The organism is Methylomonas sp. Uni0009, assembly GCF_054188105.3.
Window position 1 is genome coordinate 2,842,041 of sequence record NZ_JBTAFN010000001.1, and the last position, 20,687, is coordinate 2,862,727.

16 protein-coding genes are annotated in these 20,687 nt (G+C 52.2%); 9 read left to right on the forward strand and 7 right to left on the reverse strand.

Annotated elements, in window-relative coordinates; all coding sequences use genetic code 11:
- The first annotated feature begins 29 nt into the window (after window positions 1–29).
- Both ACWAU0_RS13375 and hemJ read left to right on the forward strand, forming a co-directional pair.
- The gene (locus ACWAU0_RS13375) at window positions 30–482 is read left to right on the forward strand and encodes a DUF4124 domain-containing protein (RefSeq protein ID WP_458136954.1); all 453 of its coding nucleotides are present in this window, start codon (window positions 30–32) and stop codon (window positions 480–482) included.
- A gap of 17 nt (window positions 483–499) precedes the next feature.
- Entirely contained in the window at window positions 500–925 is a 426-nt protein-coding gene (gene hemJ, locus ACWAU0_RS13380; RefSeq protein ID WP_458136955.1) for a protoporphyrinogen oxidase HemJ, read from the forward strand.
- On the opposite strand, the gene murU is transcribed toward hemJ, so the two are convergent.
- Together murU and ACWAU0_RS13390 are read right to left on the reverse strand one after the other, a co-directional pair.
- Window positions 922–1,620, reverse strand: a complete 699-nt coding sequence (gene murU / locus ACWAU0_RS13385) for an N-acetylmuramate alpha-1-phosphate uridylyltransferase MurU (RefSeq protein ID WP_458136956.1) — start codon at window positions 1,618–1,620, stop codon at window positions 922–924. The genes hemJ and murU overlap by 4 nt on opposite strands.
- On the reverse strand, window positions 1,617–2,618 hold the full coding sequence (locus tag ACWAU0_RS13390) for an aminoglycoside phosphotransferase family protein (RefSeq protein ID WP_458136957.1): 1,002 nt from the start codon (window positions 2,616–2,618) through the stop codon (window positions 1,617–1,619). Before ACWAU0_RS13390 ends, murU begins: the two co-directional genes overlap by 4 nt.
- 257 nt (window positions 2,619–2,875) lie before the next feature.
- Here ACWAU0_RS13390 and ACWAU0_RS13395 point away from each other — a divergent pair, with 257 nt between their 5' ends.
- From ACWAU0_RS13395 to ACWAU0_RS13405, 3 genes are read left to right on the forward strand one after another with little or no spacing between them, the layout of a single operon-like run.
- The gene (locus ACWAU0_RS13395) at window positions 2,876–5,530 is read left to right on the forward strand and encodes an LPS-assembly protein LptD (protein ID WP_494523238.1); all 2,655 of its coding nucleotides are present in this window, start codon (window positions 2,876–2,878) and stop codon (window positions 5,528–5,530) included.
- A gap of 7 nt (window positions 5,531–5,537) precedes the next feature.
- Window positions 5,538–6,824, forward strand: a complete 1,287-nt coding sequence (locus ACWAU0_RS13400) for a peptidylprolyl isomerase (RefSeq protein WP_458136959.1) — start codon at window positions 5,538–5,540, stop codon at window positions 6,822–6,824.
- Between the two features lie 6 nt (window positions 6,825–6,830).
- A complete protein-coding gene (locus tag ACWAU0_RS13405; RefSeq protein ID WP_458136960.1) occupies window positions 6,831–7,376 on the forward strand; it encodes a DbpA RNA binding domain-containing protein in 546 nt (181 codons plus the stop codon).
- A 30-nt stretch (window positions 7,377–7,406) separates the two neighbouring features.
- Here ACWAU0_RS13405 and ACWAU0_RS13410 read toward each other — a convergent pair whose 3' ends face one another.
- A complete protein-coding gene (locus ACWAU0_RS13410; protein ID WP_458136961.1) occupies window positions 7,407–9,737 on the reverse strand; it encodes a TonB-dependent receptor in 2,331 nt (776 codons plus the stop codon).
- A 201-nt stretch (window positions 9,738–9,938) separates the two neighbouring features.
- Here ACWAU0_RS13410 and rnd point away from each other — a divergent pair, with 201 nt between their 5' ends.
- Window positions 9,939–11,087, forward strand: coding sequence for a ribonuclease D (gene rnd, locus ACWAU0_RS13415; protein WP_458136962.1), 1,149 nt, complete (start codon window positions 9,939–9,941; stop codon window positions 11,085–11,087).
- A 191-nt stretch (window positions 11,088–11,278) separates the two neighbouring features.
- Here rnd and ACWAU0_RS13420 read toward each other — a convergent pair whose 3' ends face one another.
- From ACWAU0_RS13420 to ACWAU0_RS13430, 3 genes are all read right to left on the reverse strand, one after another.
- Window positions 11,279–15,376 (reverse strand): EAL domain-containing protein, encoded by a 4,098-nt coding sequence (locus ACWAU0_RS13420; RefSeq protein ID WP_458136963.1) that lies wholly within the window; start codon window positions 15,374–15,376, stop codon window positions 11,279–11,281.
- Between the two features lie 25 nt (window positions 15,377–15,401).
- Window positions 15,402–16,058, reverse strand: coding sequence for a TMEM165/GDT1 family protein (locus ACWAU0_RS13425; protein WP_458136964.1), 657 nt, complete (start codon window positions 16,056–16,058; stop codon window positions 15,402–15,404).
- Window positions 16,059–16,140: 82 nt separating this feature from the next.
- On the reverse strand, window positions 16,141–17,070 hold the full coding sequence (locus tag ACWAU0_RS13430; RefSeq protein WP_033155506.1) for a ZIP family metal transporter: 930 nt from the start codon (window positions 17,068–17,070) through the stop codon (window positions 16,141–16,143).
- 266 nt (window positions 17,071–17,336) lie between these two features.
- On the opposite strand from ACWAU0_RS13430, the gene ACWAU0_RS13435 reads away from it, so the two are divergent.
- The 3 genes from ACWAU0_RS13435 to nadA all read left to right on the forward strand — a co-directional run bounded on the left by ACWAU0_RS13435 (window position 17,337) and on the right by nadA (window position 19,604).
- On the forward strand, window positions 17,337–17,885 hold the full coding sequence (locus ACWAU0_RS13435) for a DUF2780 domain-containing protein (protein ID WP_458136965.1): 549 nt from the start codon (window positions 17,337–17,339) through the stop codon (window positions 17,883–17,885).
- Between the two features lie 157 nt (window positions 17,886–18,042).
- Window positions 18,043–18,438 carry a hypothetical protein gene (locus ACWAU0_RS13440; protein ID WP_415880287.1) on the forward strand — a complete coding sequence of 132 codons (396 nt, stop codon included), beginning with the start codon at window positions 18,043–18,045 and terminating at the stop codon, window positions 18,436–18,438.
- A gap of 71 nt (window positions 18,439–18,509) precedes the next feature.
- A complete protein-coding gene (gene nadA, locus ACWAU0_RS13445) occupies window positions 18,510–19,604 on the forward strand; it encodes a quinolinate synthase NadA (protein WP_458136966.1) in 1,095 nt (364 codons plus the stop codon).
- A gap of 48 nt (window positions 19,605–19,652) precedes the next feature.
- Here the strand turns inward: nadA and ACWAU0_RS13450 are convergent, their stop codons facing one another.
- Window positions 19,653–20,642 (reverse strand): MDR/zinc-dependent alcohol dehydrogenase-like family protein, encoded by a 990-nt coding sequence (locus ACWAU0_RS13450; protein ID WP_523070801.1) that lies wholly within the window; start codon window positions 20,640–20,642, stop codon window positions 19,653–19,655.
- Between the last annotated feature and the right edge of the window lie 45 nt (window positions 20,643–20,687).

Consider the following 20,687-nt stretch of genomic DNA (forward strand, 5'->3'; position numbering starts at 1 on the left):
GTGCAAATGGCGTTTTGGCGAGGTGTGCGATGAGGGTGTTAATTATGCTGGCGATGGTTCTGAGTTATCACTCGGCAAGCGCGGAAGTATTTAAATGTATCGGCAAGGACGGCAAAACCATTTATCAAGCCAAGCCTTGCCAAACCAGCGATAAGACCGTGCAGTTGGATATTCAAGCCAATGAAGCGCAAGAGGCAGCGGCCAAAGCCAAGCTGGAAGCCCTGCAAAACGAACAGGAAGCTGCCAAAGCCGCCAAACTGGAAGCTGAAAGACGCGATGCGATACTGAAAAACCAAACCGAATCGACAAATGCCCTAAAGCAAAGTGCGATTGCTCAGCAGCAGCAAGTTGAAGCGGAACAACGTCAAGCGGCAGCTTTGGAAAGACAAGCGCAACAAAACAGTAATCGGGTGTTGATTGTCGCGCCTCCCACCGCGTTACCGGGCATGCCCGCGCCGGTGACCACCGAAATTTTACGTTAGTCAGTCTCGGGAACCTCATGCTCTGGTTAAAAGCCTTACATTTGATTTTTATGGTGACCTGGTTTGCCGGCTTGTTTTATTTGCCCAGGTTATTTGTTTATCACGCAATGAGCGACGACAGTATCAGCAACGAGCGCTTCAAAGTCATGGAACGCAAACTGTACTACGGCATCATGACGCCGGGCATGATTTGTACCTTTATCTTTGGTGTGTGGATGTTGGGCGATTATGCCTGGATGCTATATGCCGGCAGCGGTTGGCTACATCTAAAGTTGGGTTTGTTGGGCTTGCTGGTGGTTTACCATGTGTTTTGCGGCAAATGGCTGCTGGATTTCAAGCATGATCGCAACCGGCATTCGCATGTGTATTTCCGCTGGATCAACGAGATTCCGGTATTGTTTTTAGTCGCCATAATTTTGCTGGCCGTCGTCAAACCTTTCTAATACATGCCATCCGCGGCATGTCGGCCCCTGAGGCGTGAATGATGCTCACTCAGCTCTGCCAAGCGTTCCGGTGTGCCTATGTCCATCCACAGGCCGGAAAACTTCTCGCCGCTAATCCGCTGTTGTTGCATGGCAAGGTTTAACACCGGTCTCAGTTTTAACGGGGCGACCGGGATGTTGGCAAACAACTTGGGGTGATAAACGCCGATGCCGCTGAAGGTGAGTTTGTTTAAACCTTGTTCCGACAATACACCGTCGGCATTCAGCGAAAAGTCACCTTCCGGGTGATGCGGCGGATTATTGATCATCACCAAATGAGCCAGATCAATGGCTTGGGTTCGCAAGTTGGCCAAGGGATAATCGCAAATAATGTCGGCGTTAAGCACCAGGAACGGCTCATTGCCCAGTAAAGGCAGGGCCTTGGCAATGCCTCCGGCGGTTTCCAGCGCGGTTTCGCCTTCATCTGAATACTCAATCGAAACATTCCAGCGCTTACCATCTCCACAATAGTCTTTAATCTGCGCGCCTAGATGGGCGATGTTGATGACGATTTCGGTAAAGCCGGCGTGTGCCAGGTTTTCCAGGGTGTATTCAATCAGCGCCTTACCGGCGGCTTTCAATAAGGGTTTGGGGGTGTGGTCGGTCAAGGGCCGCATTCTTTCGCCGCGCCCGGCCGCTAAAATCATTGCCTTCATGCAGATGCCTCGACACGCGGCAGCACCTGTTCTTGCAGAAACCGCTGCATCTCGGTTAACTCGGGATAGAGCCCGCAAACCCTGGTGATATAAGCCAAGGTGCGTGGAATGTCGGCCAAATAATCGGATTTTCCATCGCGCAGATGCAGTCTGGCGAAAATACCAACGGCTTTCAGGTGGCGTTGCATGCCCATCAGATCGAACCAGCGTTTGAATTGATTGAAATCGGCTTTCAGCAGTCCGGCTGACAACAGGCGTTGATGATATTGCTGGGCCCAGCTGATGACTTGCTGTTCGGGCCAAGCGATGTAACAGTCGCGCAGCAGCGACACCAAATCGTAGCTGATAGGGCCGACGACGGCGTCTTGAAAGTCGATAACGCCCGGTGAGTTGTGTTCCAGCACCATCAGGTTGCGCGAGTGGAAGTCGCGGTGCACGCAGACTTGCGGCTGTTCAAGTGCCGAATCGATCAAGATAGCGTTGAGAGATGTCGCGAGCGTATGGGGAATCGTAATGCCCAATAGTTTTTCCAAAAACCATTCGTAAAAAATACCGAGTTCCCGCAGTAGCAGAGCGCTGTCGTAAACCGGCAAGCCGCAATCGAGCGGATTTACGCCGGTTTGCAATTTGAACAAGCTGTCCATGGCTTGTCGATACAACAGTTCTGCATCGCCGGTTTGTAAGCGGTCGAGAAAGCTTGTGGAGCCTAAGTCTTCCAGCAACAGAAAACCTTGTCGGCTATTCTGTTGATAGATATTCGGGATATGAATATCGCTCGGTTTCAGCAATCCGGCGATGCGTACGAACGGTTCGGTATTTTCCTTGTCCGGTGGTGCATCCATGGCAATGTGGCAGCCGTCCCGGTGCTCAACTCGGAAATATCGCCTAAAGCTAGCGTCGCTGGAAGCCGGGGTGATTTGTTGTATATCGAGAGCGACGTCGTTATTGAGCCAATCGACAAGCTCCGCCAAGCGGCGGTCTGAGCTGGAAACGTACATTTTTATTAATTGCGGGTCAACCTAAGGTAAAATGATGACAAGCATTTTATTCGATTTCCATTCCGCTAAGTCAATTTAGCCGCATTCGCCAAGACATGAATTATCGGTTTTATACAATTTCTTCAGCATTATTGTTTTTTACGGGCGTCGCCTCTGCTGCCAATAATGCGGCGTGGAATTGTGAGCAAACCAAAAATGGCGAATGGACTTGTCTAAATCAAACACCTGCTGGCAACGAGCCAACTGCTCAGCCGCAAGTGATTAAACCCACCCCGCCCGCCCAAACCCAGCCGGAAACAGTCGCGCAGCCGCCTGTTCCCGTCGTGCCTGCGCCGGTTCAGCAAGCGATCAAACCGGAATCGGAGCCGGAAAAAGTTAAGGTGGTTGAAAAGGCGGTGGAAAAAGCTGTTGCCGAGCCACAAAAGTTGCGGGTTAAAGTCACTGAAAATCAAAAACCGGTGCTGGAAAAAGTCGAGCCCAAAACCGAGACAGCCAATGCCAACACCGGCAAAGTGCCCGGTTGGACTTGCAAAACCGGTGATGATAAGAGCGGTTGGAACTGTAATCTGGTGGGTGCCGATCCGAAAGGCGAGGCCCATGTCGTAGCCGAAGGCAGCGGCAGTGATGAGTCCGGTTCGTCTTGGCTTACGCCGACCTTTGATCGCAAACAAGAGCGGGATTTTCAAACCTTACGGGCCGAGTTTGATAAAGATCCTTGGCAAAGCTGTGAAGTGTGGGGCGCTAAAAAGCGCAAAATCAGAGCCACCTCCGCCGAGGTCCGCGATGCAGCAACTACCGATATTAATGCCGATTTTTCGGAAGTGTTCGACGGCGAAGTGCTTAATTTTGCCGGTAATGTGGATATGGTGCGCGCGGATCAGCATTTGGTTGCCGACAAGGCCAGTTACGATACGGTTGCCGAAACCTTGGACGCACAAGGTAGCGTGTTATACAGCGAAGACCAGCTGGCTTTTTCCAGCGAGACCGCCTCGTTGAGCCTGGGTAAAGACGAAGCACGCTTGCGCAAGGCGCAATTTATCGTCGCGGAGGCGCCGTTTCGCGGCAATGCCGAAGTGGTTTATCGCGAGAGTAAAGGCTTGTCGCGTTATAACGATGCCGCGTTTACCAGTTGTGCGCCGGGCAACCAGGACTGGATTGTGCATGCGTCGCGGATGAAAATTAACCGGGACAGCGGACAAGGTTCAGCGAAAAACGCCTGGCTGGAATTTAAAGGCGTACCGGTGCTGTACACGCCTTATATTTCCTTTCCTACCGACAATCGCCGCCTGTCGGGCCTATTGGCGCCAACTTGGGGTAACACACAGCGGAACGGTTTTGACGTTTCCGTGCCGTTTTATTGGAATATCGCCCCCAACTTCGACGATATCGTCACGCCGCGTTACATGACCAAGCGTGGCGAGCAATTACGTAATAAATTCCGCTATCTGACCGATATATCCAGAGGTACGTTTTCTGCGGAATATATGCCCAACGATCAATTGGTCAACAAGGCCCGTTACTCGGCAAGCTGGAAGGATCAAACCAGTTTGCTACCCGGTTTAAATTCCTTGTTGGATTTGAATTATGTGTCCGACAAAACCTATTTCAACGACTTGAACAATGCCTTGGGTTTCCAAAATACCAGTTATTTGCCCAGTACCGCATTACTGAGTTACGGCGGGGCTGTTGCCGGCACCGCTCTAGGTTTGTCGGTGGGGGCATATCATTATCAATCGGTGGATAAAACCATTCCCGATGCCGCGATGCCCTACGATATGCTGCCTCGCGTCAATTTCAACGTGGCGCATGCGTTTGAAGGTTTGCCGGTTACGCTGGCGATGAATAACGAGTTCACCCATTTTTATCACACCGATCTGGTTAACGGTCAGCGGATTAATATTGCCCCGTCACTCAGCTTGCCATTGGAAAGTAGCGCCGGGTATTTCATCCCGAGAATCACAGGGCAATACACGCAGTATCAATTGAGCAACCAAACCTTAGCCGGGCAGCCCAGTACTATTAGCCGGACCTTGCCGATCTTCTCGGTTAGCAGCGGTATGAATTTCGAAAAAGACCTTAATTTCGGTGGTTCGCAGTATCTGCACACCTTGGAGCCGCAGGCCTTTTACCTGTATATCCCGCGCAAGGATCAAAGCAATATTCCGGTCTTCGATACCGCTCTGTACGATACCAATTTTTACAGCTTGTTCCGGGAAAACCGTTTCGCTGGTGGGGACAGGATTCAGGACGCCAATCAGATCACGCTGGCCACCGTTTCGCGGTTTATCGATTCCAATACCGGTTTGGAGCCTTTAAAAGTCAGTCTGGGACAGATTATGTATTTCCAGGACAGAACCGTGACGATGCCTGGCCAGCCGATTGAGACCAGTAATACCTCCAATTTCGTTGGAGAACTGAGTGGCCAATTCAGTAAACATTGGTCGTATATGACCGGTACCCAGTGGGATCCGGAAGCCAACGGCTTCGCGCGCGGTCAGGTGGCGTTAAAATACAATATGCAACCGAACCAGATTGTGAACCTCGGCTATCGGTACCGTCGTAACCCCTTGGACAGCTTACAAACCATCTCGCAAACCGACGTATCGTTCCGCTTACCTTTGTTTGGCGAATGGTACGGCTTCGGTCGCTGGCAGTACTCTTTGAATTTCGATAAAACCACGGAAAGTTTCATTGGCGTGGAGCGGGAAAACTGTTGCTGGCGCTTCCGTATTCTGGGCAGGCGCTTTATCAACGGTGCCAATACCATCGCCTTTATCGATCCTAGCACCAAACCGGAAACGGCGTTTTTCGTACAGTTGGAACTGAAAGGTCTGTCCAGCTTCGGTGACAATGTCGATACCTTCCTGCAAACCAACCTGAAAGGCTATCGCAAAGCCAGCTATTTTGAGTAAGCAACGCATGATAAAAAATTGGTTAGTGATTTTCTGTTTGCTCCTGTGTGCTTACATGGCTCCGGGTCAGGCCCAGGTGTTGGACCGGATAGTGGCGGTGGTGGAAGAAGATGTGATTCTGGAACGCGAACTGAATAACGAAGTTGGGGCCATCGTCAGTAAATTGCGGAGTAACAATGTAACGATGCCTCCCGAATATGTGCTGCGCAAACAGGTGTTGGAACGCATGGTGGTCGACAAGTTGCAACGGCAACTGGCGGCTAAATCGGGCGTACAGGTCAGCGACGAAATGCTCAGCACTTCAGTTGCTGATATAGCCAGCCGGAACGGCCTGTCTGTTGAAAGTTTTCGTAACGAGTTGGCCAAGCAAGGCATGGACTACAAAGCGTTCGAAGATAATCTCCGCAACGAAATCATCATCAACCAGCTACGTGGTCGGGAAATCGGTTCGCGGGTCAAAGTTACAGATGCCGAAGTGTTGCATTACATGGAAACGCAGAGCAAAGCCGGCCAGAGCAATTCCCAGTATCATTTGGGGCATATTCTGATTGCGGTGTCGGAAGCGGCTTCGGCCTCCGCGATTCAAAAAGCTAAGGACAAGGCCGATCAAGTCATCGCCGATTTACGCGGCGGCAAGGATTTCAAACAAGTTGCGGTTAGTGTCTCCGACGACGATAACGCCTTGAAGGGCGGTGACTTGGGTTGGCGCAGCATCGGCCAGATTCCATCCCTGTTCACGGAAGTCGTGACGACGATGAATCAAGGCGATGTCTCGGAAGCGATCCGCAGTCCCAGCGGTTTTCATATCATTAAAATGCTGGAAACTGAGGGTGCCGGACAGCATATCGTTACCAAAACCAAGGTCAGGCACATTCTGATCAAGACCAATGAATTGGTGGACGACGCCGAAGCGCAGAAGCGTTTGATAGCGCTGAGAGAACGGATCAATGACGGCGACGATTTTGCCAATTTGGCGCGCGCGCATTCCGACGACAAAGGCTCGGCGATTAACGGCGGTTCGCTGGATTGGGTGGGTCCGGGTGCATTAGTGCCGCCTTTTGAGGAAGCGATGAACAAGTTGGCGATTAACGAGATTAGCCAGCCGGTGCAAACCCAGTTCGGTTGGCACATGATCCAGGTCTTGGGGCGCGAAAATCAGGACAACAGCGAGCAATTCAAAAAAGACAAGATTCGCGAGGAAATCCGTAAACGTAAAATCGAGGAAGAAACCGAATTATGGTTGCGGCGCTTGCGCGACGAGGCTTTTGTGGAAATCGATCTGGATAGATTGTAAGGCCCTATGAACGCTTTCTCTGCCGAAAGTCGTAAGGAAGATAAGTTTAAAAGGCGCTTGCAGCGCATAGTCAGCGAAGAAGACCTGACCCAGCAACGGGAGCTGATTCAGCGTACCGCGGCCGAATTGGATATAGACCTATTGACTTGCGCCGCGGCCTTGGTTTACCTAAGCCAACCAAACCTGTATCCCGCGCATACTCAGCAGCCCAGGTTGTTGGTTCCTCTACCGCAACCTCACAGTCGCGGTTCGCATGCAAACGGCAAAATGGTACGTTATCGCCTGGCCGTCGGCAGCCAGCACCAAATCAGTCGCGACGATATTCAAGCGGTATTGGTCGAAGAGTCCGGCGTCGATAAAAAGCGCATTGGCAGGATCGACATTCGCGATACGTATACGTTGGTGGAGTTACCGGACGGCATGCCGGCGGATATTTTTCAGTTATTGACCGAAGCGTCCATAGGACCGCATCGCCTCAACATCAAACGCATCAAACCGAATAAATTCAGGCAAACCCGTAACAACAATCAGCTGGACGAGGAAAACGGCTAATTTCAGCCGTTTTCCTCGTCCAGGTTTGGACTACATCGTCAGGCGAATGCCTATCCAAGCGGCGCGCGGTGCGCCGACCCCAACGAAGCGGCTTTGTTGGTCGCCTGGCAATCCCACGCCGTCAAGTACATCCCCGGTATTGCCCCAGGTGCCGAAATTGGCATATTGGCGGTCGAACAAATTGCTCACTTTACCGAACAGCGCGACGTTTTTGTTGAAGCGGTATTCGCTACGCAAATTAAATACGACGAATCCCGGCAGCTTGGCCGTCAAATTGGCTTCGTCGCCGCGCAGATATTGCGAGCTGTTGTAATTCATATCCATTCCCAGAGTCCAGGCGGAGACGATGTCGAATTCGGTGCTGAACTTGAACTGATGGGCTGGGATGCCGGGTAGCTTGTCGCCGGCCTGTACCTGGATATTGCCGTCGCCATCCGCCAGCGGATTGTTGGGGCTGCTGCCCAGAAACGGCGTTTCGAAGCTGGCATCGATATAGGTGTAATGGCTAGACCAGCGCCAGCGCTCGTAAAAATTACCCGCCAATCCCACTTCTACACCTTGGCGTAAGGTAGAGCCGACATTGTCGAAATAACCGACATTGCTGCCGACACCGCCGGTGCTCTTGAAGATGATGTCGTTATTGTTGATGGTGCGGAATAAAGCCAAATTCCAGTCCATGTAGCCGGGCAGCAAGTTTTTCAACCGGCCGCGCACCCCGGTTTCGAAGGTATTGGCGACTACTTGCTTGAGAGGCGGATCGGATACGAAAGCATTCGGCAAACGGCAAGGGTCGTCCGGGTTGGCGCAGCTTAACTCCATCGGTGTCGGCACCCGCGACGATTCGCTGTAGTTACCGAAAAAGGTCAATTCCGGCATGAAGGCGTAGGTCAGACCCGCCGCCGGATTGAAGCGGTCGAATGAGTGCGAGCCGTTCAGGTCGTCGCCGACATGGTCGCGCAGTTTAATATGGGATTGGTTGTAACGGCCGGAGACGGTCAGATCCAGTTTGTCGGTCAAGGAATAGGTGTCGGTCAAAAATACACCGTAATGATCGGTCTCGGTAGTCAGGCGGACATGGGCGTCTTGCAACGATACCCCGCCCCCGGACACCCCGCGATCAGCGGTTAACGAACCCAGCTGGGTGTCGGCGTGATAGCGGGCGTTGCCGTGGTCGAAACTGGCCCCGCCTACCAGATGGTTGTTGCGGCCGAATATTTTGTGGTCGAAAGCGTTTTGCAAGGCGAAGCCGAACGATTGCTGTAGCGTGCTGGAAGTGTTGATGGTGCCGCCCTCGACCGCTGGTGAGGCAGCTATATTACTGCCGCCTAGATCGAACAAGCCCTCATCGTCCAACTCGCCGCCGGATTCGGCGCACAAAAAGTTGTCCTCGCCAGCGCCTTCATCAATACATTCGCCAAATTCGCTACCATCGCCGTTATAGGTGCCGATCTTATTCCGGCGGTAGTACATCGTACCGGATAATTGATTGTGGTCGTTCAGCCAGGTATCGCCGGCCAGCGACACCAGCATCATCCGGTTGCGGGTAATGTCGGGATGCGTAAATACTTGATCACGGCCGAATGCCAGCATTTCCTGGGGAAGGGCGCCGTTGCCGCGCAAGGTGTTGTCGCTGCCGGCGATGCTTAAGTCCAGGCCGGATTTGACTCCGCGCCAACTCAGGGTGCCGAAGCCTTGTTTGGCTTCGCTCGGGGAGTGGGCGCGCCAGCCTTTTTCGTTGAAATACTTGGCATCAAGGAAATAGCCCCAGGTGCCGTTGTTCCAACCGCTGGTGAGTTCTTCGGAATGGCGGTCCCAGGAGCCGCCTTGGGCTTCGAAACTGTGGCCGGGTGCCGAGAAACCGGTCTTGGTGTTGATGTTGATCGAGCCGCCCAGCGCATTCAAACCAAACGCCGGGTTCGATGCCGGTTGCAGGCTCATATTCTGTATAGCGCCGTTAGGGATTAAGTCCCAGTTGATCATATCGCCGAACGGTTCATTGAAACGAATACCGTTGACATACGTTGCCAGGCCTTGCGGCAAGCCCATCAGCGGGGACGCGCTGAAGCCGCGGTATTGCACATCGGGTTGCAGGGGGTTGTTTTGCGCATCGTTGATGTTGACGCTGCCGAGATAGCGGTTCATATAGTCCGCCAGAGACAGGGCTTGGGCTTCCTGCAATTTTTCGGCTGACACTGTTTGCACATTCGCCGGAATTTTATTGATATCGACGCCGCCGAATTGTAAAGGCGTTACCGCCACAACTTCCACTTCCTCCAGATTGGTCGCAACTTCCGCGGCTATGGCTTCGGCTAAGGGCAGCATGCTGAACAATGGCAGCACGCTGAGCGCAACTTTTTTCATAAATTTACCTGAGAATACAAAACAAAAGCGGCATGGTAAACAAGCAGGGCCGGGGGTTCCATTGTCGGCAATAAAAAGGAAAAATTCCTGATTTGCATCGGGTCGGCCAATGCCGGAATATTTCAGTCAATCACGCCCCGACGGGGTAAAATACGCAGTCACGCCGTTTTTCGGCAAGCCCTGTTAATTGCCATAGCGACTATGACTATTCAATATATCAACCGCCCGGATCAACTCGATAGCCTTTGCCAACTGATCAGCCAGGAGCCCTGGATCGCCCTGGATACCGAATTTCTTCGCGAGAAAACCTATTACCCCAAGTTTTGTTTACTGCAAATAGCCGCGCCGGGCTGGGTGGCTTGTGTCGATCCGTTAGCGATTGCCAATTTAACGCCGCTGTTAGAGGCGATTTACAATCCCAATATTGTCAAAGTGTTGCATTCCTGCCGGCAGGATCTGGAAATTTTTTACCAGATTACCGGCAAAATTCCGGGCCCGATTTTCGATACGCAGATTGCCGCGCCGCTGCTGGGTTTTCAGGAAAATCCGGGTTATGCGATGCTGGTATCCAGCTTTTTAAACGTCAATCTCAGCAAGGCGCATACTCGTACCGACTGGTCGGAGCGGCCCTTGAGCCAGGACCAAATTCAGTATGCCGCCGACGATGTGATTTACCTGTGCAAGATTTACAAAATCATGTGCGAGCAATTGGATAAGTTAGGGCGTGCAAATTGGCTGGAGAGTGATTTTGCGCTGTTGAACGATCCGGAGCTGTACCAACTCTCGCCGGAAAATGCCTGGTTGAAGATTCGTGGCAAAAACAAGCTGACCGGTAAGCAATTGTCTATCATGCAAAGCCTTACCGAATGGCGCGAACGTACCGCCCAGCAAGAAAACAAACCGCGCAGTTGGTTGTTGCAGGACGATTTGCTGCTGGAACTGGGCAAATTACAACCCGTGACCTTGGCCGATCTAGCCAAGATCCGCAACATCAACGACCGTACCGTCAATCGTTACGGCAAAACGATTTGCGAATTGATCGACAGTGCCAAACAACGTCCGCCCAAACCCTTGGCCGAAAAGGATCAAGCCGGCAAGAAAACTCAACAGCATGAAGCGATATTGGATGTACTCAGCGCGGTGGTCAGGATCCGTGCTGAGGAAAACTCACTGAATCCCATTATTTTGGCTACCCGCAAGGATCTGGAACAATTATTGTCCGGCGATGAGGATTGCTTGTTGTTGCACGGCTGGCGTTACAACATGGCTGGCCGGGAGTTGCAGGGCCTATTGCGCGGTGACTTGACCTTGAGTTTGCAGTCGGATGGCGTAGTGATTAGTCCTGTTTAGTATGCAGCGGCCTGTCATACCTCAGCGATACTGCTGATTTATCAACCCGGCTACAAAATCTTGGTGGCCGGCATTTCCGTATAAGCCCGTGTCTCGATTAACAGCCATTGCGGCTACTGCGCTGTCGCCTGTGCGGCAGCGAGTGCGATAACAAAGATAACTGCATCGGCGGCGGGGCGCGGGAGAGTCCGCTATGCTGATTTACCGAATTGTTGTTCAAATGTTGCCGCCGGCAGCGGTTTGGCAAACAGATAACCCTGACCGTAATCGCAGCCGATAGCGGTCAGCAAATCGCGTTGCTGCTCGGTTTCCACACCTTCTGCTATGACTTTCAAGCCCAATTTATGCGCCATCACGATGATGGCTTCGCAAAGTACGAAGTCGTTCGAATCCTCCGTTAAATTGCGCACGAACGACTGGTCTATTTTCAAATAATCAATGTCGAATTTTTTCAGATAAGACAATGCGGAATACCCGGTGCCGAAGTCATCTATAGCGACTTGCATGCCGGCGTCGCGGAACGCCATCAAATGATTGTGTACAGACAGATTGGCGTCCAACAGCAAGCCTTCGGTGATTTCCACCACAATACTTTGGCCAGACAATCCCAGTCGATTCAAATAGTTGAACCAGTCTTGAGGGGCATGCTCGGGGCTTTGAAATTGTACCGGCGATTTGTTGACGCTGATTTGAAATTCGGGATTGATAGTGGTACGCCAGGTTTGTACTTGCCGTGCCGCGGTTTCGAATACCCAATCGCCAATTTCTCTGATTAGACCGGTTTCTTCCGCTAGCGGTATAAATTCTGCCGGGTTAATCAAGCCACGTTTTGGGTGATGCCAGCGCAGCAAGGCTTCCGCTTTATGCACTTCGCCGCTCAGCAAGTCGACGATGGGTTGATAGCACAGCAAAAATTGCGTATTGGCCAGCGCGGTACGTAAGTCGCCGAGCATTGCGGCGCGGGCTTCCAGCGCGTCCTGTAAGGCTTGGGTAAAGAAATGGTAGTTGTTACGGCCCTGGTTTTTAGCAGCGTACATGGCCTGATCGGCATTCTTTTGTAATTGGCTTAAGTCGGTGCTGTCGTTTGGATAAAACGTGATGCCGATACTCGCAGAGACATAAGCCAGTTCGCCGTCCAAGCTAAACGGTGCACTGAGTTTTTGCAGCAGGTTTTTAGCTATCGGTTCGGACACTTCGATACAGTCCAACTCGCTCAAGATAATTGTGAATTCGTCGCCCCCCAAGCGCGCCACGGTATCGGACTCCCGCACGCAGGTCTGTAAACGCCGCGCGGTTTCCTTCAGTAAGTTGTCGCCCATATCGTGGCCCAGCGTATCGTTGATTTCCTTGAAGCGGTCCAGGTCGATAAACAACAGTGCAAACAATTGGCCCATGCGGTGGGCTTTTTTGATTTCCAGTTCCAGGCGGTCGCGGAACATCCGCCGATTAGGCAGACCGGTGAGCGGGTCGAAGTTGGCTTGTCGCCAAATTTGTTCCTCGGACTGTTTACGCTGAGTGATGTCGGAAAACAGGGCGACCCGGCGTAGCGGCTTGCCTTCCGCATCATAAATGGTGTTGATGGCTAGCTCTTCGACAAACAAGTGACCATCCTTACAGCGATTTTTTATTTCTCCGCGCCACGCACCGGTCGTTTGCAGCGTGGTCCATAATTCTCGGTAAAACCCCGTATCATGTTCGCCGGAACTGAGAATATGGGGATTTTTACCGACAACTTCAGCCTCCGTATACCCAGTCATCTTGGTAAATGCGGGGTTGACGCTGAGGATGGTGTTATCGCTATCCACCACTATCATCGCTTCACTGCTGTTGTGATAAACCAGGGCCGCCAGCCGCAGGTTCTCTTCGGTTTTGCGCAACTCGCTGATGTCGCGGGCAAAACCAACCGTACCCAGTAACTGACCTTGCTCATCCATTACAGGCGCTTTATAGGTCTCGAACCATTTGCGCACGCCGCGATCGACAATTTCCTCTTCGACAATCAATTTGTCTCGCAAAGCCATCACGCGCCGGTCATCGGCGACGTAGCTTTCGGCCAGTTGCGGCGGGGCAATGTCGAAATCGTTTTTGCCCGCCAGCGCCTCCGGGTTGACGGCGGAAAATACGTTGGCGAACTCCTGGTTGACGGCCAGCAGGCGGCTATCGGTATCTTTTAGCCAAATCGCATGCGGAATGTTATCCAGCAATGCGCGTTGATAGTATTCTTTCTTTTGCAGCGCTTGTTCCGTACGATGTTGATTACTGATGTCGCGAAAACTCCAGACGCGGCCGACAATTTTGTCGGCGATACTTTGTGGCTTGGAATAGCGTTCAAAAATCCGGCCATCGGTAAACTCGATCAGATCGTAGCTTTCTGCCGCGGGGTGATTGTAAAGAGCCTGAACTTTGTCGAAAAACGCATCGGGATTTTTTAGCTGCTTAACGGCTAAATGCAAAAGTTTTATATCGTCTTTATCTTCTCCAACAGCCGTGCTGGGCAGCTGCCACAGTTCAAAAAAACGCTGATTGTAAGTAACGATCTGACCTTGCAGGCTGACCACCAAAATGCCGTCGGCCGTGGCTTCCAGCGTAGCCTTTAGCAAGGAAACCGATTGGGCTAAAGCGTCTTCGCGAACTTTGTTTTCGGTAATGTCTTCGTAGATCCCCAAAATGCCGATCATTGCATGATCGGAATTGCGCAAAGGTATTTTCGAGGTGCGTAGCCAAATGGTATTGCCGGCAGGTGTGGTTTGGGGTTCTTCATACGCCAGTTTGCCTACCCCCGATGTTATCACCTGGCGATCATCTGCTTGGTAACTTGCGGCTTGATCTCGCCAATTCAGTTGACTGTCGTCCTTGCCGATTAAATCGCTGGAACTGGATTGTCCGGCATCGCCGGCAAATAGCGCGTTACAGCCCAAATAGCGAGAATTCAGGTCTTTCCAGAATACACGGATTGGTAAGGTTTCCAGGATGGTCTGCAACAGTAAATGGGATTCGGTCAGCGCTTTTTCGGATTTTAGTTGCTCGGTAATATCGAACAAAATGGCCAGATTGTCTCCGACATACGATTCGCCCAGGGATACCGAACCGGCGAGCACCGTGCGCCGTTCGCCGTGTTTGCAATGAATTTCCGCTTGGAGGGTTTCGAAACTTTGCACGCGACGGGATTTATCAGTCAACTCCAGCCAGGTTTCCATAATGTTCTGGCGGTAGGCTGGGTCGGGATAGGCTTTGGGCCACCATTCGTCAAGCGTTTCAATGTCTTCCAAGGTGTAACCGAAAGCTTTGCTGAAAGCCGGATTTAGCAATGTGAACTTGCCTTCGGCGTTGTAAATGGCCTGGGGTACTGGCGAGTAGTCGATGATAGCCTTCAAACGTTTTTCGCTATCGCTCAGTCCTGAGGTAATCAGCTGCTGCTTGTGCAGAGTAAGTGCCAAAGTGGTGCCGGTCCAGGACAGTACCAATATATAAAACCAAAGATTCAGCAATTCGCTTTTCTCAAAATCGTCGCCGAAAAAGCCTAGATGATGTGCGGCACCGAATAGCGCTTGGATGGTAATCAAGCCGGAAATCAGGGTCACGCCATGACGATTGAAACGGAGGGCGGCCCAAATGGCAAACAGAAACATCCAGTAACCGCGGGCGATTTTGCCAAAGACAGGCTGGAAAGCTTCGAGGAATACTACTTGGCCGGCGAACAGGGCAACAATGATCAGCAGCAACGCTTCCAGGCCGCGCTTTTCAGCAAACCATTGCTTTGGCCAATTTCGCCAAACCAATAATATCGGCGTAGTCGTGACAATACCGAAAGCATCCGCCATCCACCAATGTAAAATCGCTTGCGGCATAGCCGCTAGCGGTATGAAGCCGGCCTGATGTAAAGCCAAAGGGCCAATGCCTGCACTGATCAACGAGCAAGCGGAGCCGGTCAGGGTTAGCCAGATAAAGTGGCCTGGCTCGGTTAAGTCTAAAGAAAAACGCTGTTGGTGTTTTAGCAGGTAGGCGGCTGTCACCGATTCCAGTGTGTTGCCCGTTGCAATGGCAAAAGACAGTGGGAGCGAGTCGTCTACCATCAAGCCGGCGGCGAACGCGCCCAGAAATATGCCTGGCCAATAGCGAAGGCCTTTCAGCAATAAGGCGGCCAATCCCAATCCGCCGGAAAACCACACCAGGGTGATGTTACCGGTCTCTGAGAAATAAGACAGTACAATTTTGGCTAATAGGCAATATAGCCCCGCCAAGCCGAGTATTGCCGCAACGTCTAGCCAGCGGTAATTGGGAAATGCCATGAATCGCTGCAAGTCTGGAATTTGGTTAAAGTTGGGAGAGCAAACCCGCAGCCAGCAAGCTTTCGTAGGCTTTATAAGCCGCAACTGCCGATAAAATCAGGAAAAACACGCCGCTGGCTTTATGCAGCAAGGACAAGGGGATTTTCTGCAACACGGTGCGGCCAGCCAGCACGCCCAGCGCGGACGTAAACGCCAGCGCCAACGTTGAGCCCAGCCACACTGCAATCGGTTGCGCGGTACTGCTGAATGCAACGACAGCCAATTGAGTTTTATCGCCAAATTCGGCGACGGTGATTAATAAAAAGGTCGTAAAGAAAATGCCGTGGCCACTTTTCTCGACGATTTCTTCGTTGTCATCGTCTTCGTCGTGGTTGAGCAAAGCATGCAGACCGAATGCGGCAAACAGCAGGGCGACGGTGGCCGCGACCAGATATTCCGGTAACCATTTTGCAATCGCCGCACCAAAAACCACCGCCAAAGTGTTCAGCAGCGCGAACGCGGCAATCGCTCCTAATAACACCGGAGTCGGTCTGTGCTTGGAGGCCAGGGTCATGCATACCAGTTGGCTTTTATCGCCAATTTCTGCGGCGGCTATCAGTGCAAAACTGGTGCCGCCGGTCGCGAGCAATTCCGCAAAGTTTAAGGTGCTTATTTGGGTGATGAATGCGGTTAGGTATTCCATTCGGCACTGAGGAGTTTGATCGGAAGATAAAACACCCAAAAAGCTGCTGCTTTTTGGGTGGCGCACTTGGTTTAGGCGGTGTTTATGTCAGTATTTTGTCCAGGATCATCATGATGATGAAACCGGCCATTAATGAAAATGTCGCGATGCGCGAGCGGCCTTTGGCGTGCGTCTCCGGGATGATTTCTTCGCTGATGACGAACAACATCGCACCGGCTGCAAACCCCATGGCAATCGGCAATATCGACGAAAACACCGTGACCATGGTAATGCCCAATAGGCCGCCCACCGGTTCCACCAAGCCTGTCAACGTGGCGATGGCGACGGCTTTCCATTTGTTGTAACCCAGGCCGACCAGGGGCAGGGCGACAGCCAGGCCTTCCGGCAAATTTTGCAAGGCAATGGCAATAGACAACACCAAGCCATTGTTCATATCGCCGGAGCCAAAGCTGACGCCGACCGACATGCCTTCCGGGAAGTTGTGGATGGTAATGGCGATGATGAATAAAGAGATTTTTTGCAGCGAATCCAGGGAATGATCGCTGACTGAATCAAAATGCAGATGCGGCAATCGGCTGTCGGCAAAATGTAAAAACAGCGCGCCTATCAGCATGCCGGCCGATACGATCCATAAGCCTTTGCCGGGCCAGATTTGCTCACCGTAATCCAAGCCGGGCACCAGTAGCGAAAACGCGGTGGCCGCCAGCATTACGCCCGCTGCGGCGCCCAGCAAGCCGTTGAATAACCGGTCGGAAATATTTTTAAAGAACAAGGCCGGCAAGGCGCCGATGCCGGTAGCCAATCCCGCCAGGACGCTGGCCAGAAAGCCGATCACCACTACTTTGTCAAAAATAAGGTACAGGCTGCCGAATACCAGGATTTGCGAGAGCAAAAACAAGCCGATAAACACGCCCCAGCGTTGCATCAGTGGTAGGGTCATCACATGCAGGTATTTAGGATGGGCTTGCAAGCGAAGATAATAGTCTTCGAGCGTTTTTTGAATATTCAGCATATTTTTACCTTTATTGTTCTTGTGGCTAAAGCCAGGATTATACTGAATTCATGCGAATTGCCGATTTTTACCCACAATGTTTGCGGGGAGTTTCTCGGTTATCGGTAGATAACACGCCGTCTTTGCACAGGACGCCGCGGCTGTCCGCCTGCGGCGATAAAAGAGCCCAGGTTGTATCCTGGACCGGTTTCGATTTACAGTGCCGGTTTGGGCGGCCATGATGTGGCTTGGTCCGGTATTTCGGCGTTTTTCAGGAGTTCGACAGAATGAAGGTTTTGCAAGGTTTTACAGCAGTCGGTGTTCTCGCGGTCATCAGCGCTTGCGCACCGGTGCAACAGCAGGTGTCAGATCAGACTTTTGCCTTGGGCGGGTCGCCAGCCGTCTATGGTGCAGCAGGTTCTATCGCCGGTGCGGTGGGGCAGGCCAACCAACTAGGGTTAATCGATATTCTGGTTGGGCAATTGGGCATCAGCCCGCAGCAAGCGCTGGGTGGCGTGGGGTCAATTTTTTCAGTGGCGCAGCAACGCATGAATCCCGGTGACTTTTCGCAATTGAGCAATGCCGTACCGGACATGGACCGCTATTTGTCCTCGGTACCGCAACAGGTTTCCAATTCCGGCTCGCAATCGTTGCTGGGCGCTGCGGGCGGCTTAATGGGCGGGCAACTCGGCAGTCTGGCGAATTTAGCCGGATCGTTTCAATCTTTGGGTATGAATCCGTCCATGGTCAGCCAGTTTGTGCCGGTGGTTTTACAATATGTACAAAACCAAAGCGGTGCTGGGGCTATGAGTTTGCTTCAGCACGCTTTATATTGAACAGCGCGCCCACTTTCCGGTTTGGGCCCCGCTTCTCCGCCCGCGAATATCGTCGTTTGCGCTCAGGCGGGATTGACGACACCAGAAGATATAAGGGCCTGGTGAATGAAATGGCGTGGACCTCAATCTAATTTTTACAATCACAGACTAAAAAATCATGGAAATATTATTGATAGGCGCCGTTTTGATGATCTTCGCCATTTTGTTATCCGCATGGCTGATGACTTTTGCCAAATGGTTTCCGATCAAAGGCATAGACGGCGAGTTTTTAAAAGACTACAAAACCCTGATTCGGGCGCATGTGGACTTTGCGTTGATGGCGCTGTTTTGCCTGGGCTTTTACGGCACAAAAGTGCCGTTGCCGGTCACCGCTTGTTGGTTGGTCGTGATCGGCGGCTTGACCAATCCCGGCGTGTTTGTGGTGGCGGCATTCGATCCGGATTTTTGGTCCAAGCCGATATGGCGGATCTATTCCGCTTTGAGTTTTGTCGTCACCACCCTTGGTTTTGGCTGGATTGGCCTCACTTTACTCAATCATGCTTTGTCGGCATGACCCATGGAGCCGGCTGTAAAAAGCCGGGCCTAAGTTTTCGAAATTCTCGCTTTTTGTTTTCAGGTTAAAAAATGACTGCAGCCTTACCCATACATGATTACGCCCTGCTCGATGATGCCGAATGTGCCGCGCGCATAGAAGCCGCCAAAGCCAAACTCGGCAAACGCTGCATTATTCTGGGCCATCATTACCAACGCGACGAAGTATTCAAACATGCGGATATATTCGGGGACTCATTGAAATTGTCGCGGGAAGCGGCACAATCCGAAGCCGAATACATCGTCTTTTGTGGCGTGCATTTCATGGCGGAAGTGGCGGATATTTTGTCGCGGCCGGAGCAAATCGCGATTTTGCCGGATTTGGCGGCCGGTTGTTCGATGGCCGACATGGCTAATAAGGTCAAAGTCCAACAATGCTGGGACGAGTTGGCGAAAGTGATTGATGTGGAAAATATCGTCACCCCGGTGACTTACATCAATTCCGCCGCCGATTTAAAAGCGTTTTGCGGGCAGCATGACGGTATTGTCTGTACCTCTTCCAACGCCGAAAAAATCCTCAACTGGAGCTTTGCCAAACGCGAAAAAGTTTTGTTTTTCCCGGATCAGCATTTGGGCCGCAACACCGGCTACCGGATGGGCATCCCGCTGGAACACATGGTGACCTGGGATTTCAATAAGCCGCAGGGCGGTTTGACCGAACAGCAAATCCGCGATGCCAAGATTATTCTTTGGAAGGGTCATTGTTCCGTACATCAAGCCTTCCAGCCGGAGCAAATCGACAATTTTAAGGAAAAATACCCGGAAACCCTCGTCATATCTCACCCGGAAGCCTGTTTTGAAGTGTGCGAAAAATCCGATTACATCGGTTCCACTGAAATGATTTTGAAAATCGTCCGCGAAGCCGAAGCCAATACCCGTTGGTTGGTGGCGACCGAGCTGAATCTGGTTAATCGCCTGAATCAGGAATGCAAGGCACAAGGCAAAAGCGTGCATTTCATGGCGCCCACTTTAAGCATGTGCTCGACGATGTTCCGCACTGACCCGCAGCATCTGTGTTGGGTGCTGGAAAATCTGGCGGCCGGGCATGTGGTCAACCAAGTCTCCGTGCCTGCCGAGCAGGCGGCGCTGGCGAAAAAGACTTTGGATAATATGCTGCTGGCGTCTTAACGCCTTCTAAGCTTGCGCTCGCTGGCGGTGCTGGCGAGTACAAGCAGGTTAATAATCTGAATGCAGTGCAGGCTGTAACAGAATTTTTCTGACGCCGGCTTGGGCGGCGTGATCGAATGCGGCAAGTCCATCGCTCAGTGGGTATTGGCCGTCTATCATGGTTTCCACGGGTAGCTTGTTTTCTGTCAGCAGCGCTAATGCGTCTGCGAAGTGGCCGCAGCGGGAGCCGATGATGTTGATTTCGTAAACCACCACTTTGCTTAAATCCAGCGCCGCGTTGGCTGCAAAGGTGCTTTTTAATACCAAGGTGCCGCGCGGTTTGACGATGCGTAAGGCCTGCGCAAAACCTGAGGCTTGGCCGCTGGCGTCGACAACGCAGCCGAAGCTGTTGTCTGGAATCTCGTTAGTCAAGCCGGTCGCCAGTTGCCACTGTTTAGGTAATGCCAAGGATGCCGCCGACCGGCCCAACACCGTGACTTGGTAGCCGGCCAGACTTAACACCTTGGCGATCAACAAACCCAAGCGCCCAGGGCCGACCACCGCGATGTCGGTGATGGGTAGTGCGGCTATTTGTTTCACTACTCGTCGCGCAGCGGCCAGCGGCTCGGTAAACACGGCGGCTTCGTCAGTCACTGCGTCGGGGACGGCGTACAAGTTGGCAACCGGCAGGCTGAAATAATCGGCAAATACCCCCTCCTTGCCGCGTATTCCCAGCACTTTGCGATTCAAGCAATGTGCGGGGCCGTCGCGTCGGCACACTTCGCAGACGTTGCAGCCGATATTGATGGAACCGACCACTCGCCGGTTCAGCCAGTCGCGGTGTTTGTCGTCGGCAACGGCGCTTACCGTGCCGACAAATTCATGGCCGAGGATGCCGGAAAATCCGGCATAACCCTTCACCAGTTCCAGGTCGGTGGCACAAATGCCGGCCAGGCGCAGTTCAATCAAAGCTTCGCCGGCAGCTAATTCGGGTATCGGCATATCGTTGCGGTAGGATAATGACTTGTCTAATCTCAATGCTTGCATCGGTATGGGCATGGTGTTGTGCAGAGTTAACTTTTTACCAGACATTCAGCCCAAGAA